Origin of the sequence: Kitasatospora viridis (assembly GCF_007829815.1) — a bacterium.
GTDB lineage: Bacteria > Actinomycetota > Actinomycetes > Streptomycetales > Streptomycetaceae > Kitasatospora > Kitasatospora viridis.
In genome coordinates this window covers 2,612,764-2,628,152 of record NZ_VIWT01000001.1, presented here as the reverse complement: position 1 = coordinate 2,628,152, position 15,389 = coordinate 2,612,764, and the positions used below count along the sequence as shown (strand labels likewise).

Genomic DNA, 15,389 nt, shown 5'->3' with positions numbered 1-15,389 from the left:
GGGCGCACGACCCGCCCAGGGCCGTGCCGCAGTGCGCCGCCGCGAACGGCACGCACCGGGACAATGGCTCCAACCACGGGCAAAGGATGGCATAGCGCAGCGGGGGCCGGAAGCCGTCAAGGGCCCGACCCACCCTTTGGGGGGAGGCGCCCGGGCGCCCTTCCAGCCGCTCCGGTGCGGCGGGTTGACGCCCGGCGGCCACCCGGCGCCCGCGACGGCCCGCCTGACCACCCGTCAAGCATCCCGCCCGTCAAGCATCCCGCGGCGCCGGACCGGCCGGCGCCGCGGGATGCCGGCCGGCCGAACCGGCCCGGTCAGGCGGCGCGCAGGCCGTCCAGCAGGATCTGCAGCAACCGCTCGCCCGGATCGGTGCCCTCCGGACCGACCGTGCGGCCGATCGACGGCGGCACCGCCGCGGTCAGCACCAGCACGATCTCCGAAACGGTGACCCCGGGCCGCAGTTCGCCCGCCGACGCGGCCCGCGCGACCAGCGCCGCGAGCAGTTGCAGCAGCAGCCGCGGATCGGCGTGCGGCCCGGTGGCCCCGCCGCCCGGCAGCGGGGCCGGCTCGACCGGGCCGGGGCCCGCGCCGAACGCGTGGCCGAACTCCTCCGAGGAGGGCCGCTGTTCGGGCACCCGGGCGAGCTCCTCGGCGTAGCCGAAGGCCTCCGGCGGCAGCAGCCGGCCGGCGCCGGTGCCCACCGCGTTGGCCAGGTACCCGGCCAGTGCCTCCCAGGGGCCGGCCGAGCCGTAGAGCGCCTCCCGGGCCCGGGCGGTCAGCCACGCCACCTCCTCGGCGGCGATCCGCTGCACCAGCACCTCCTTGCTCGGGAAGCGCCGGTACACCGTGCCGACGCCGACCCCGGCGCGCCGGGCGACCTCCTCCATCGGTGCGTCGTAGCCGAGTTCGCCGAACACCTCGCGGGCCGCGCGCAGCACGCTCTCCAGGTTCCGGCGGGCGTCCACCCGCAACCGGGTGGACCGGCGCTCCTCGGCGGGCGCCGGTGCGGGCTCCGGTTCGGCCTGGCGCTGTTCCGGCAAGCGCTGTTCCGGCACCGTGCAGGTGATCGGCCCGGTGGCCGCGCCGGCCCCCGGCACCGCCGGGTCCAGCAAGTGATCCTGTTTCATCATCCCCAACCCTCCCCCGGAGGAGCCTGTTCCGGGCTCCTAGTGCGTCGTCGTCGCAGCCGCCCGTGACCAGCACACGGGTCCGGCCCCCAGCACCCGGCCCCCGCGCCGGGCCCGCACGGCCCGCGCCACATCCGAGCAAGGATCATCCGCGGACTACCCTTCCCCGTTTGAGCGTGGGACAGTCGGGCTGGTCGGCCAACGGTAAATCAGGCCGTAATGGATTCACCACCCGGGGTGACGGTTTGTCGGTACGCGGTCGGGAGTGAATCCGGTCCGGGGTGTGGACAAGACCCCCCTCCGCAGGGCGTCATGGTTGCGTGAACCAGGTCACATCGACAGGGGGTGCACCATCCGGATCCTGATCGTGGGCGGTGGCTGCGCCGGGCTGACCACTGCCCAGCGGCTCCAGCGGGAGCTCCGGGACGACCTGCGGTCCGGTCGGACGGAGCTCACCCTGGTCGAGGCCGCACCCTACCTGACGTACCGTCCGCTGCTCGCCGAGGTGGCCGCCGGGTCGATCGACCCGAGACACGTGGTGGTCCCGCTCCGCCCCGAGCTGCCGCACTGCCGGGTGCTGACCGGCCGGATCGCCCGGATCGACCACGCCCGCCGGCTCGCCTGGCTCGCCCCGCAGGACGGCATCACGGTCGAACTGCCCTACGACGAACTGGTCCTGGCGGTCGGCTCGGTCTCCCGGACGGCACCCGTGCCGGGCCTGGCGGAGCACGGCCTGGGCTTCGAGACGGTCGGCGAGGCGGTGGCCCTGCGCAACCACGTGCTGGACCAGCTGGACCTGGCCTGCTCCACCCGCGATCCGGAACTGCGCGACGCCGCACTGACCTTCGTCTTCGTCGGCGGCGGCTACGGCGGGGTCGGCGCGATCGCCGAACTCGAAGACATGGCCCGGCACGCGCTGCGGGGCTACCCGGGCATCCAGCCGGAGGACCTGCGCTGGGTGCTGGTCGAGGCGGGCGACGCGATCCTCGCCGAGGCCGAGCCCGAACTCGCCCTGCACGCCCTGGTGGAGCTGCGCGAGCGCAACGTCGACGTCCGCCTCGGCAGCACCCTGGAGTCCGCCCGGGACGGCCTGATGGTGCTCTCCGACGGCACCAAGTTCGCCGCCCGCACGCTGGTCTGGACGGCCGGGGTGCGGCCGGCCCCGGTGCTCGGCGCCACCGACCTGCCGCTGGACCGCGAGGGCCGGGTGCGCTGCCTGCCCACCCTCCAGGTCGCCGACCGGCACGGCACCCCGCTGCCCGGCGCCTGGGCGGCCGGCGACTGCGCGGCCGTGCCGGTCGCCGCCGCCACCGGCACGGCGCCCTGCCCGCCCAACGCGCAGCACGCGCTGGCCCAGGGCGAGCTGCTGGCGGCCAACCTGCTCGCCGCCCGGGCGGGCACCCCGCTGCGCCCCTACCGCCCCGCACGCACCTACGCCTCCGCCTCCCTCGGCCTGCGCAGCGCCGTCGCCCAGCGGCGCGGCCGCAGCCTCACCGGCCGGCGCGCCTGGCTGCTGCACCGGGCCCGCACGCTGCGCCGGCTGCCCAGCGGCGACCGGCGGGTCCGGGTGCTGGCCGACTGGGTGCTCGGCGGACTCTTCGCCCGGGAACCCGTCTCGCTCGCCTCGGTCGAGGACCCGCGGGCCGAGTTCCGGGCCGCCGCCGGCACCCCGGACGAGTAGTCCGCGGCGCGCCATTGACGTTCCGTACAACACGACCAACACACGTACGACTTCCGGAATCACTGCTTCACCTGACAGGATCTGCGTGACACCCCGTCACGGCCAGTATGGACACCAGTACGAACCGTGACGGATCCCCGAGGAAAGCGACGAGCGGTTGAACCTGATGCGCTGGAGTGCGCGGCTCACCGGATCGCCGTGGCGTGTCGCACCGCCCAAGGACGACCAGGTCGCCCTGCCGGGGCCGCGCGACCCGCTCGGCCACGTCGACCTGCCCGGGCCCGACCAACTGCTCGACCTGCACGACCTCTACGACCTGCGCGACGTGCTCGGCCGGCTCCCCGCCCCGGTGGTGATCACCTACGGCGCCCGGCACCGGCTCGGCTACGCCAACGACGCCTACCGCGAGCTCTTCGGCACCCCGCCGAACGGCCAGCCCGCCGAGGAGGCGCTGCCCGAGCTGGACGGGCTCGGACTGCTGCCGCTGCTCGACCAGGTGCTGCGCAGCGGCCGCGGGCGCGGCGTCAAGGCCAGGAGCATCACCGACCCCGCCGACCCCACCCGCACCCGCTGCTTCAACGTCTCCTGCGTCCCCCTGCACTCCACCGAACGGGTGAGCTCGCGGGACGGGCAGCCACCCGCCGTCGGCGTGCTGGTCTTCGCCGCCGAGGTCACCGACCAGGTCGCCGCCGCCACCCGGCTGCGCGAGGCGGAGCGCCGCCAGCGCGAGGCCGCCGTCACCCTCCAGCGCAGCCTGCTCCCGCAGAAGCTCGAACAACCCGCCGACCTGCGGGTCGCGGCCACCTACCAGCCCGGCGGCGCCGACGCGGCGGTCGGCGGCGACTGGTACGACGTGATCAGCCTGCGCGGCGGCCGCACCGCCCTGGTGATCGGCGACGTGATGGGCCGCGGCCTGCGCGCGGCCGCCGTGATGGGCCAGCTGCGCACCGCCGTGCGCGCCTACGCCCGGCTCGACCTTCCGCCGCACCAGGTGATGACCCTGCTGGACGGCATCGCCATGGAGATCGACGCCAACCAGATCGCCACCTGCATCTACGCCGTCTACGACGCACCCTCGGCCTCCGGCAAGGCCGGCACCCTCACCTACTCCTCGGCCGGCCACCTCCCGCTGATGCTCCGCGGACCGGACGGCACCGTGCTCCAGGGCGAGCAGGTGAACGGCCCGCCACTCGGCACCGGCGGCGGCAACCACGTCTCCCACACCCTGCGCCTGTTCCCCGGCACCACCGGCGTCCTCTACACCGACGGTCTGGTGGAGCGCCGGGACCAGGACATCGACCAGGGCCTCGGGGTGCTCGCCCGCACCCTGGCCGGCGCCGTCGGCTCGCCGGACGTGGTCTGCTCCCGGCTGCTCCGGGCCATGGGGGTCACCGCCGAGCACGACGACGACGTCGCGGTGCTCGCCTTCCAGCTCCCCGGCACCGAGCCGGCCGTGCCCGCGCAGGGCCGCCTCACCTCCGCGGTTGACTCGGAGCTCGGAGAGGTCTAGTGTTCTTCGAGCTGCCCGTCAGGGAGCACCGGACGCGAGCTATGTGCGGACGGTCCCGGGTGCAGCCACTCTCCTGAAACACCACTTACGGCAAGAACGTCGGCTCCTTCCGTGCTGCTTTTCGCACATATTCGGAGCGGGCTTGTTTTGCTGTGCCGGTATTTCGACGAGAGGGCCCGGATTCGCTTTTCGGAGCGGGACTGAGCTAGAGTTCAACACGTCGGACGGGCCGTCAGGTCCGGTACGGCGAAGGCCTCCAGGGGCCGAACGGTGCGGAAGACCTGCTAAGGTTGGAAACACCGAGAGCGAGTCGGAAAAAGCCGCGAGGCGGATCTGATAAGCTCGAAGAGAAGAAAGAACGAAGCGCCCGGAGAGAACGCGAGAGCGGGATCGAAGGAAGCGTCCGTTCCTTGAGAACTCAACAGCGTGCCAAAAGTCAACGCCAGATATGTTGACATCCCCGGCCTCGGTCTTCTGATCGGGGTTGGAGATTCCTTTAGTAACAAAAACACTAGCGAGGACGCAGTGCACGGGGCCGCCCTATTCCGGTGGTTGCTGTGCCGCTCTGCGCGAGTGGCTTACCGGATTACCGGTAGACATTCACGGAGAGTTTGATCCTGGCTCAGGACGAACGCTGGCGGCGTGCTTAACACATGCAAGTCGAACGGTGAAGCCCTTCGGGGTGGATCAGTGGCGAACGGGTGAGTAACACGTGGGCAATCTGCCCTGCACTCTGGGACAAGCCCTGGAAACGGGGTCTAATACCGGATATTACCTTCCTCTGCATGGGGGTTGGTGGAAAGCTCCGGCGGTGCAGGATGAGCCCGCGGCCTATCAGCTTGTTGGTGGGGTAATGGCCTACCAAGGCGACGACGGGTAGCCGGCCTGAGAGGGCGACCGGCCACACTGGGACTGAGACACGGCCCAGACTCCTACGGGAGGCAGCAGTGGGGAATATTGCACAATGGGCGCAAGCCTGATGCAGCGACGCCGCGTGAGGGATGACGGCCTTCGGGTTGTAAACCTCTTTCAGCAGGGAAGAAGCGCAAGTGACGGTACCTGCAGAAGAAGCACCGGCTAACTACGTGCCAGCAGCCGCGGTAATACGTAGGGTGCGAGCGTTGTCCGGAATTATTGGGCGTAAAGAGCTCGTAGGCGGCCTGTCGCGTCGGATGTGAAAGCCCGGGGCTTAACCCCGGGTCTGCATTCGATACGGGCAGGCTAGAGTGTGGTAGGGGAGATCGGAATTCCTGGTGTAGCGGTGAAATGCGCAGATATCAGGAGGAACACCGGTGGCGAAGGCGGATCTCTGGGCCATTACTGACGCTGAGGAGCGAAAGCGTGGGGAGCGAACAGGATTAGATACCCTGGTAGTCCACGCCGTAAACGTTGGGAACTAGGTGTTGGCGACATTCCACGTCGTCGGTGCCGCAGCTAACGCATTAAGTTCCCCGCCTGGGGAGTACGGCCGCAAGGCTAAAACTCAAAGGAATTGACGGGGGCCCGCACAAGCAGCGGAGCATGTGGCTTAATTCGACGCAACGCGAAGAACCTTACCAAGGCTTGACATATGCCGGAAACGTCTAGAGATAGGCGCCCCCTTGTGGTCGGTATACAGGTGGTGCATGGTTGTCGTCAGCTCGTGTCGTGAGATGTTGGGTTAAGTCCCGCAACGAGCGCAACCCTTGTTCTGTGTTGCCAGCGAGTAATGTCGGGGACTCACAGGAGACTGCCGGGGTCAACTCGGAGGAAGGTGGGGACGACGTCAAATCATCATGCCCCTTATGTCTTGGGCTGCACACGTGCTACAATGGCCGGTACAAAGGGCTGCGATACCGTGAGGTGGAGCGAATCCCAAAAAGCCGGTCTCAGTTCGGATTGGGGTCTGCAACTCGACCCCATGAAGTTGGAGTTGCTAGTAATCGCAGATCAGCATGCTGCGGTGAATACGTTCCCGGGCCTTGTACACACCGCCCGTCACGTCACGAAAGTCGGTAACACCCGAAGCCGGTGGCCTAACCCTTGGGAGGGAGCCGTCGAAGGTGGGACCAGCGATTGGGACGAAGTCGTAACAAGGTAGCCGTACCGGAAGGTGCGGCTGGATCACCTCCTTTCTAAGGAGCACATGGCAGCTTCGGGCGAATGTCCTGGAGTGCTTGCTCATGGGTGGAACGTTGACTATTCGGCACAGTTCAGAGGATGAGCGTTAGTACTGCTTCGGCGTGGAACGCGGTTCGGATTCTGGGTGTGTCGGGCACGTTGTTGGGTCCTGAGGGAACGGAAACGTTGTCTCAGTGCCGGTCCCATGTGAGGTGCCTTCGGGTGTCGAGTGTGGGTGTCTGGTCGTTGTTTGAGAACTGCACAGTGGACGCGAGCATCTGTGGCCAAGTTTTTAAGGGCGCACGGTGGATGCCTTGGCACCAGGAACCGATGAAGGACGTGGGAGGCCGCGATAGGCCCCGGGGAGCTGTCAACCGAGCTTTGATCCGGGGGTGTCCGAATGGGGAAACCCGGCAGTCGTCATGGGCTGTCACCCATACCTGAACACATAGGGTATGTGGAGGGAACGCGGGGAAGTGAAACATCTCAGTACCCGCAGGAAGAGAAAACAACCGTGATTCCGGGAGTAGTGGCGAGCGAAACCGGATGAGGCTAAACCGTAGTGGTGTGAGACCCGGCAGGGGTTGCCACTTCGGGGTCGTGGGAAAGTTCTTCAGTCGTCTGCCGGCGGCTGGGTGAGTCAGAAACCGTATGGATAGTCGAAGGACATGCGAAAGGTCCGGCGTAGAGGGTAAGACCCCCGTAGGCGAAATCTGTACGGCTCACTTGAGCTTCTCCCAAGTAGCACGGAGCCCGAGAAATTCCGTGTGAATCTGGCGGGACCACCCGCTAAGCCTAAATATTCCCTGGTGACCGATAGCGGATAGTACCGTGAGGGAATGGTGAAAAGTACCGCGGGAGCGGAGTGAAATAGTACCTGAAACCGTGTGCCTACAAGCCGTGGGAGCGTCGTTCGTCAGCTTGCTGGCGGGCCGTGACTGCGTGCCTTTTGAAGAATGAGCCTGCGAGTTTGCGGTGTGTAGCGAGGTTAACCCGTGTGGGGTAGCCGTAGCGAAAGCGAGTCCGAATAGGGCGTTTGAGTTGCATGCCCAAGACCCGAAGCGGAGTGATCTAGCCATGGGCAGGTTGAAGCGCGGGTAAGACCGTGTGGAGGACCGAACCCACCAGGGTTGAAAACCTGGGGGATGACCTGTGGTTAGGGGTGAAAGGCCAATCAAACTCCGTGATAGCTGGTTCTCCCCGAAATGCATTTAGGTGCAGCGTCGCGTGTTTCTTGCCGGAGGTAGAGCACTGGATAGGCGATGGGCCTCACCGGGTTACTGACCTTAGCCAAACTCCGAATGCCGGTAAGTGAGAGCGCGGCAGTGAGACTGTGGGGGATAAGCTCCATGGTCGAGAGGGAAACAGCCCAGAACACCGACTAAGGTCCCTAAGCGTGTGCTAAGTGGGAAAGGATGTGGAGTCGCAGAGACAACCAGGAGGTTGGCTTAGAAGCAGCCACCCTTGAAAGAGTGCGTAATAGCTCACTGGTCAAGTGATTCCGCGCCGACAATGTAGCGGGGCTCAAGTACACCACCGAAGTCGTGTCATTGCAGCATGAGGGCCAACGCCCGCTGTGATGGGTAGGGGAGCGTCGTGTGCCGGGTGAAGCGGCCGAGGAATCGAGTCGTGGACGGTATACGAGTGAGAATGCAGGCATGAGTAGCGATACAAGAGTGGGAAACTCTTGCGCCGATTGACCAAGGGTTCCTGGGTCAAGCTGATCTGCCCAGGGTAAGTCGGGACCTAAGGCGAGGCCGACAGGCGTAGTCGATGGACAACGGGTTGATATTCCCGTACCCGCTTTGAAGCGCCAACGCTGAACCTCTGAATGCTAAAGCCGTGAAGCCGGCCTGGAGTCTTCGGACGAAGGGACGTGGTGGAGCCGCTGATCCAACAGGGTAGTAGGTGAGCGATGGGGTGACGCAGGAAGGTAGTCCAGCCCGGGCGGTGGTTGTCCCGGGGTAAGGGTGTAGGCCGAGTGGTAGGCAAATCCGCCACTCATTAAGGCTGAGACCTGATGCCGAGCCGATTGTGGTGAAGTGGATGATCCTATGCTGTCGAGAAAAGCCTCTAGCGAGTTTCATGGCGGCCCGTACCCCAAACCGACTCAGGTGGTCAGGTAGAGAATACCGAGGCGTTCGGGTGAACTATGGTTAAGGAACTCGGCAAAATGCCCCCGTAACTTCGGGAGAAGGGGGGCCGGAACTGGTGATGGCACTTGCTGCTTGAGCTGGGGCCGGCCGCAGAGACCAGCGAGAAGCGACTGTTTACTAAAAACACAGGTCCGTGCGAAGCCGTAAGGCGATGTATACGGACTGACGCCTGCCCGGTGCTGGAACGTTAAGGGGACCGGTTAGCTCTGTTTCGATGGGGCGAAGCTGAGAACTTAAGCGCCAGTAAACGGCGGTGGTAACTATAACCATCCTAAGGTAGCGAAATTCCTTGTCGGGTAAGTTCCGACCTGCACGAATGGCGTAACGACTTCTCGACTGTCTCAACCATAGGCCCGGTGAAATTGCATTACGAGTAAAGATGCTCGTTTCGCGCAGCAGGACGGAAAGACCCCGGGACCTTTACTATAGCTTGATATTGGTGTTCGGTTCGGCTTGTGTAGGATAGGTGGGAGACTTTGAAGCAGTGACGCCAGTCATTGTGGAGTCGCCGTTGAAATACCACTCTGGTCGTGCTGGATGTCTAACCTGGGTCCGTGATCCGGATCAGGGACAGTGTCTGGTGGGTAGTTTAACTGGGGCGGTTGCCTCCTAAAGAGTAACGGAGGCGCCCAAAGGTTCCCTCAGCCTGGTTGGCAATCAGGTGTTGAGTGTAAGTGCACAAGGGAGCTTGACTGTGAGACCGACGGGTCGAGCAGGTGCGAAAGCAGGGACTAGTGATCCGGCGGTGGCTTGTGGAAGCGCCGTCGCTCAACGGATAAAAGGTACCCCGGGGATAACAGGCTGATCTTCCCCAAGAGTCCATATCGACGGGATGGTTTGGCACCTCGATGTCGGCTCGTCGCATCCTGGGGCTGGAGTAGGTCCCAAGGGTTGGGCTGTTCGCCCATTAAAGCGGTACGCGAGCTGGGTTTAGAACGTCGTGAGACAGTTCGGTCCCTATCCGCTGTGCGCGTAGGAGTGTTGAGAAGGGCTGTCCCTAGTACGAGAGGACCGGGACGGACGAACCTCTGGTGTGCCAGTTGTCCTGCCAAGGGCATGGCTGGTTGGCTACGTTCGGGAGGGATAACCGCTGAAAGCATCTAAGCGGGAAGCCTGCTTCGAGATGAGCACTCCCACCTCCTTGAGAGGGTAAGGCTCCCAGTAGACGACTGGGTTGATAGGCCGGATGTGGAAGCCCTGTAAGGGGTGGAGCTGACCGGTACTAATAGGCCGAGGGCTTGTCCTCAGTTGCTCGCGTCCACTGTGTTGTTCTGAAACAACGACCCCCACCGTCAGGTCACGGGTGGGTGCGGTTGACAGTTTCATAGTGTTTCGGTGGTCATAGCGTGAGGGAAACGCCCGGTTACATTCCGAACCCGGAAGCTAAGCCTTACAGCGCCGATGGTACTGCAGGGGGGACCCTGTGGGAGAGTAGGACGCCGCCGAACAATCTTTCAGAAGAAGCCCCCATCACTTGGTGATGGGGGCTTCTTCGCGTTGTGGGCCAGGGGTCTGACGCGGCGTAAGGTCGCATACATGGCCATCCACAGCATCGACGCCCTCACTCCTGACGATCTCTCAGTCGTCCAAGCCGTCCTGTCGGCGGCCGTCACGGCCGACGGCCGGGAGGCGGTCTCCGAAGCGGGCCGGCTCCGGCTGCGGGCCGGCGAGGCCCGGCCCGGCCTGCACCACTTGCTGCAGACCGACCACCGGGGACCCGCCGGTTACGCGCAGGTCGAGGCGCCGGAGGGGGAGGCGACCGCGACGGTCGAGCTGACCGTCCATCCGGACCAGCGCCGGCGCGGGCTCGGCCGCGAGTTGGTGGACGCCGTGCTGGTGGCGGCGAGCGGACGGACCGTCGACTTCTGGGCCCACGGCGGTCACCCGGGGGCGGCCCGGCTGGCCGAGCACTACGGCGCCGCGCTGGTCCGCGAGCTGCGGCAGATGCGCCGCACCGGCCCCGCCCCGGAGCCGGCCCCGCTCCCTGGCGGCGTGACCCTGCGGACCTTCCGCCCGGGTCAGGACGACGAGGCCTGGCTGCGGTTGAACGCGCTGGCCTTCGCCCACCACCCCGAGCAGGGCTCGTGGACCGGTCGCGACCTCGCCGACCGGTTGGCCGAACCGTGGTTCGACCCGAACGGCTTCTTCCTCGCGGTCCGCCAGGAGGCGGCCGGCGAGCGGGTGGTCGGCTTCCACTGGACCAAGGTCCACCCGGCCACGGGCACCGACCCGGAGCTGGGTGAGGTCTACGTGGTCGGCGTCGACCCGGCCGAACAGGGCAACGGCCTGGGCCGGGCGCTGACCGCGGCCGGGCTGCGCCACCTGGCCCAGGACCGGGGACTCGGCACCGTCCTCCTCTACGTCGACGCGGACAACACGGCGGCGGTGCGGGTCTACGAGAAGGCCGGCTTCACCGTCCACGAAGTGGATCTGATGTACCAGGTCAAGCCGGGACGCTGAGTCCGTCCGGACTCCGTTCAGGGTCTGACCGCGTCAGCTTTCCTCCTGGCCATGCGGTGTTTACCGTGGATTCAATTGCCGCCGCGAAGATCACAGGATGACGTCCATAGTGTCTCGCTCCCGCAGCTTGGGCCCCGCGGCCCGGTCCGGTCGGATATCGACCGCGCCGGGCGGCTGGCCCATCCCGCGGCGGCCGGGGGACGCCGCAGCGGCGGACACCACGGACCTCACGGCCCTGGAGGAGCTGGAACCCATGAGCATCACCAACGCGCTCGGTCCGTCGGCGGAGAAGACCCCGGACTCCGAGCTGGAGGAGCTGCCGCAGGGGCGGTTCCTCGACCGCGAGCGGAGCTGGCTGGCGTTCAACGAGCGGGTGCTGGAGCTGGCCGAGGACCCGCAGGTCCCGCTGCTGGAGCGGGCCAAGTTCCTGGCCATCTTCGCCGGTAACCTGGACGAGTTCTTCATGGTCCGGGTGGCCGGCCTGAAGCGCCGGATCGCCACCGGGGTGGCCCAGCGCAGCGCCTCCGGCCTGCAGCCGCGCGAGGTGCTCGACCAGATCTGGACCAGGTCACGGGAGTTGATGGCCCGCCACGCGGCCGCCTTCCAGCACGACGTGCTGCCGGACCTGGCCGCTGAGGGCATCGAGCTGGTCCGCTGGGCCGAGCTCACCGACCACGAGCAGACCCGGTTGCACACCCTCTTCCGGCAGAAGATCTTCCCGGTGCTGACCCCGCTGGCGGTGGACCCGGCGCACCCCTTCCCCTACATATCGGGCCTGAGCCTCAACCTGGCCGTGGTGGTGCGCAACCCGGTCTCCGGGCACAAGCACTTCGCCAGGGTGAAGGTTCCGCAGTCGCTCTCCCGCTTCCTGGAGGCCTCCGCCCAGCGGTACGTGCCGCTGGAGGACGTGATGGGCGCCCACCTGGAGGAGCTCTTCCCCGGGATGGAGGTGCTCGCCCACCACGCCTTCCGGGTCACCCGCAACGAGGACCTGGAGGTGGAGGAGGACGACACCGAGAACATCCTCAAGGCGCTGGAGAAGGAGCTGATGCGCCGTCGGTTCGGTCCGCCGGTGCGCCTGGAGGTGGAGGAGTCGATCGACCCCTACATCCTCGACCTGCTGGTGCGCGAGCTGAACATCAGCGACGCCGAGGTCTTCCCGCTGCCCGGCCCGCTCGACCTGACCGGGCTGTTCGGGATCGCCGACCAGGACCGCCCGGAGCTCAAGTACCGCAAGTTCGTGGCCGGCACCGCGAGCGGGCTGACCGACGTCGAGTCGGCCTCCCAGCCGGACATCTTCGCCGCCATGCGCGAGCGGGACGTGCTGCTGCACCACCCGTATGACAGCTTCTCCACCTCGGTGCAGGCCTTCCTGGAGCAGGCCGCCGGCGACCCGCACGTGCTGGCGATCAAGCAGACGCTCTACCGCACCTCCGGCGACTCGCCGATCGTGGACGCGCTGATCGACGCGGCGGAGTCCGGCAAGCAGGTGCTGGTGCTGGTGGAGATCAAGGCCCGCTTCGACGAGCAGGCCAACATCAAGTGGGCCCGCAAGCTGGAGGAGGCCGGCTGCCACGTGGTCTACGGGCTGGTCGGGCTCAAGACGCACTGCAAGCTCTCGCTGGTGGTCCGCCAGGAGGGCGAGACGCTGCGCCGGTACTCGCACGTCGGCACCGGCAACTACCACCCGAAGACCGCCCGGCTCTACGAGGACCTGGGCCTGCTGACCAGTGACCCGCAGGTCGGCGCCGACCTCTCGGACCTGTTCAACCGGCTCTCCGGCTACTCCCGGCGGGCCTCTTACCGGCGGCTGCTGACCGCGCCGCGCGGTCTGCGGGACGGCCTGGTCGAGCGGATCGCCGGCGAGGTGGCGAACCACCGGGCGGGCCTGCCGGCCGCGGTGAAGCTGAAGGTCAACTCGATCGTCGACGAGTCGGTGATCGACGCGCTCTACCGGGCCTCGCAGGCTGGGGTCCCGGTGGACGTGTGGGTCCGCGGGATCTGCGCGATCCGGCCCGGGGTGCCCGGACTGAGCGAGAACATCCGGGTCCGCAGCGTGCTCGGGCGGTTCCTCGAACACTCCCGGATCTTCGTCTTCGAGAACGCCGGTGATCCCGAAGTCTGGTTCGGCAGCGCGGATATGATGCACCGTAACCTGGACCGGCGGATCGAGGCGCTGGTCCGGGTGGCCGATCCGGCGCACCGCAGGGAGCTCACCGAACTGCTCGACCTGGGCATGGCGGAGGACACCGCCTCCTGGCACCTCGGCCCGGACGGGACCTGGACCGGGCGAAGCCAGGACGCCGACGGCAACCGGCTCCGGGACATCCAGGAGCTGCTCATCGACTCGCGCCAGCGGCGCCGGGGTTCCACCGGCGCGCTCTGACCATCCGTCACTTGCCCCAGGGGTCGGCCAACCTCGGGGGAACGGGGAGTACCCACGATCATGACTGACGCGCCCATGACGGCCCCGGCGTCCACCGCGACCGCCGGGGAGGTCCTTGCCAGGTACCTGACCGAACAGGCCGGCAACTTCCTGCGCGCGCTGCCGCAGGCGGTCGGCGAGGCGGGAGCCCGCCCCGGCGCGCTGCCCTCGCTGAACAGCCCGGTGGGCGGTGGCGGGACGGTGGAGCTGCTCCGCGCGGTCCGGCGGATCGGTGGCGCGCTGCACACCTACGGCTCGGTCTTCGAGCCGCTCTGGGCCCAGGAGTCGCGGGCCGAGCTGCGCTGGCTGCTCAACCTGCTCGCCCAGGAGCCGGCCTACCTGCGGCGCTCGGCCCGGCTGCTGAGCGCGCTGGACTCGCTCAGCGCGGTGGCACCGGCCGGCGAGGCCGGCGGCCCGGGCATGCTGGCCGGCCACCAGGGGGCGCCCAAGGCCCGGGCCCTGCTGGACCGCCAGCTGACCCTGGCGCGCACCCGGGCGCACAGCACGGTGCTGCAGGAGCTGCGGTCGGCCCGGCTGCACGCGCTGGCCGACCGGATGACGCTGCTGGTGGGGGAGACCCCGCTGGTCGAGCCGGCCCGCGGGCGGGCCGGGGAAGTGCTGCTGCCGCAGGCCGCGGGGGCCTTCGGCGCGCTCGACTCGGCCGTCCAGGCGCTGCCGCTGCGCCGGGCCTCCGCCGCCTACCAGGGGGACGCGCTCCACCGGCTCGGCGGCGCCGGGGCCGGCCCGCAGGTGCCGCAGCAGAGCCGGCCGGCGCCGGCCGCCGCCGCGGGGATGGACGCGGACTCCGCGCTGGCGGCCGACGACGCCCCCTGGCACCGGGTGCGGATCCTGCTGAAGCGGGCCCGGTACGCACTGGAGGTGTGCGGTCGCCCGGGCGGCGAGCTGGCCGAGCTGGACCGGGTGCTGGACCGGCACCAGGAGGCGGCGGACGCGGCGGTGACGGCCGCGACGGCGGCACGCACGCCGCGGATCACCCCGGCGACGGCCTACGTGCTCGGGGTGGTGCATGCTGATCAGCGGTTGGAGGTGGAGGCGGCGCGGTTCGCCTTCGGCGGCCTCTGGCCGGACCTCCCGCCCAGCCTGGTGGACGGTTGGGAGGGCCCCCGGGCACAGCGGATGGGATGAATGGGCGAGCAGCGCGGCCTCGGGCCGGACCGACTGGGCGGGGCGGTGGCCCGGCGGCGGCTGCGGGAGGCCAAGCGCCTCGCGCCGTGGCCGGCGGAGCAGGCGGACCAGTCGTCGGAGCACCTGTCGCAGCACCCGGCGGGTCGCCGCGCGGCGGCGCTGCCCGGCACCGTGCTGGCGGCCGGCGCGGTGCTCTGGGTGCCGGGCGAGCCGCGCCCGGACGGCAGTGCGCGCAAGCCGCGGATCGCGCTGATCCACCGTCCCAAGTACGACGACTGGAGCCTGCCCAAGGGCAAGCTGCAGCCCGGCGAGACGCCCTGGCAGGCGGCGCTGCGCGAGGTGGAGGAGGAGACCGGGCTGGTCTGCCGGCTGCTCGCGCCGCTGCCCGCGCAGCACTACCTGGCGCACGGGCGGCCCAAGGAGGTCCGGTACTGGGCGGCGGTGCCGGTGTCGGGGGAGTTCCGGCCGAACCGCGAGGTGGACCGGATGAAGTGGCTCAAGCCGGGCAAGGCCCGGGCCAAGCTGACCCACGACCGGGACCGCGGGCTGATCGACGCGCTGATGGCCCATTTGTCGCGTTAGCCCGTCCGACGGTCGTACGTCACCTGACAGCGTGTCTTGGATGAACCCTTGCCGTGATGCAACCGTGACTACCGGACAGTGTTTCCTGGCATCCGTTCGAGGTTCACTCTCCGTTCACTTCCGACCGGCTGATGCGTCACCTACCCGGCTTAACTTCGGTCCTACCGGAGGGCCGGCGAGGCCCCGGACCACAGCAAGGTCC

The 15,389-nt window shown here is 68.0% G+C and carries 6 protein-coding genes, 3 rRNA genes and 1 pseudogene; 9 read left to right on the top strand and 1 reads right to left on the bottom strand.

What is annotated here, in order from left to right; translation table 11 throughout:
- Positions 1-314 precede the first annotated feature (314 nt).
- On the bottom strand, positions 315-1,130 hold the full coding sequence (locus tag FHX73_RS11600) for a TetR/AcrR family transcriptional regulator (RefSeq protein WP_246213470.1): 816 nt from the start codon (positions 1,128-1,130) through the stop codon (positions 315-317).
- 313 nt (positions 1,131-1,443) lie between these two features.
- On the opposite strand from FHX73_RS11600, the gene FHX73_RS11595 reads away from it, so the two are divergent.
- From FHX73_RS11595 to FHX73_RS11555, 9 genes and pseudogenes are all read left to right on the top strand, one after another.
- Positions 1,444-2,808 carry an NAD(P)/FAD-dependent oxidoreductase gene (locus tag FHX73_RS11595; RefSeq protein WP_246213469.1) on the top strand — a complete coding sequence of 455 codons (1,365 nt, stop codon included), beginning with the start codon at positions 1,444-1,446 and terminating at the stop codon, positions 2,806-2,808.
- Between the two features lie 166 nt (positions 2,809-2,974).
- A complete protein-coding gene (locus FHX73_RS11590) occupies positions 2,975-4,318 on the top strand; it encodes a PP2C family protein-serine/threonine phosphatase (protein ID WP_145904937.1) in 1,344 nt (447 codons plus the stop codon).
- A gap of 599 nt (positions 4,319-4,917) precedes the next feature.
- Positions 4,918-6,432, top strand: a 16S ribosomal RNA gene (locus FHX73_RS11585).
- A 268-nt stretch (positions 6,433-6,700) separates the two neighbouring features.
- Positions 6,701-9,820, top strand: a 23S ribosomal RNA gene (locus tag FHX73_RS11580).
- Positions 9,821-9,905: 85 nt separating this feature from the next.
- Positions 9,906-10,022 (top strand): 5S ribosomal RNA (rrf, locus tag FHX73_RS11575).
- The 16S, 23S and 5S rRNA genes sit together here, the layout of an rRNA operon.
- 88 nt (positions 10,023-10,110) lie before the next feature.
- A complete protein-coding gene (gene mshD / locus FHX73_RS11570; RefSeq protein WP_145904936.1) occupies positions 10,111-11,034 on the top strand; it encodes a mycothiol synthase in 924 nt (307 codons plus the stop codon).
- Positions 11,035-11,341: 307 nt separating this feature from the next.
- Positions 11,342-13,420 (top strand): annotated as a pseudogene (locus FHX73_RS11565) (RNA degradosome polyphosphate kinase); the annotation flags it as partial.
- 60 nt (positions 13,421-13,480) lie between these two features.
- The gene (locus FHX73_RS11560) at positions 13,481-14,605 is read left to right on the top strand and encodes a CHAD domain-containing protein (protein ID WP_246213468.1); all 1,125 of its coding nucleotides are present in this window, start codon (positions 13,481-13,483) and stop codon (positions 14,603-14,605) included.
- 159 nt (positions 14,606-14,764) lie between these two features.
- Positions 14,765-15,187 (top strand): NUDIX hydrolase, encoded by a 423-nt coding sequence (locus FHX73_RS11555; protein WP_145908213.1) that lies wholly within the window; start codon positions 14,765-14,767, stop codon positions 15,185-15,187.
- The last annotated feature ends 202 nt before the right edge of the window (positions 15,188-15,389 follow it).

Coding starts and splice junctions, on each gene's coding strand:
- FHX73_RS11600 (WP_246213470.1), bottom strand. CDS start 1,130: ATGATGAAACAGGATCACTTGCTGGACCCGGCGGTGCCGGGGGCCGGC.
- mshD (WP_145904936.1), top strand. CDS start 10,111: ATGGCCATCCACAGCATCGACGCCCTCACTCCTGACGATCTCTCAGTC.
- FHX73_RS11560 (WP_246213468.1), top strand. CDS start 13,481: ATGACTGACGCGCCCATGACGGCCCCGGCGTCCACCGCGACCGCCGGG.
- FHX73_RS11590 (WP_145904937.1), top strand. CDS start 2,975: ATGCGCTGGAGTGCGCGGCTCACCGGATCGCCGTGGCGTGTCGCACCG.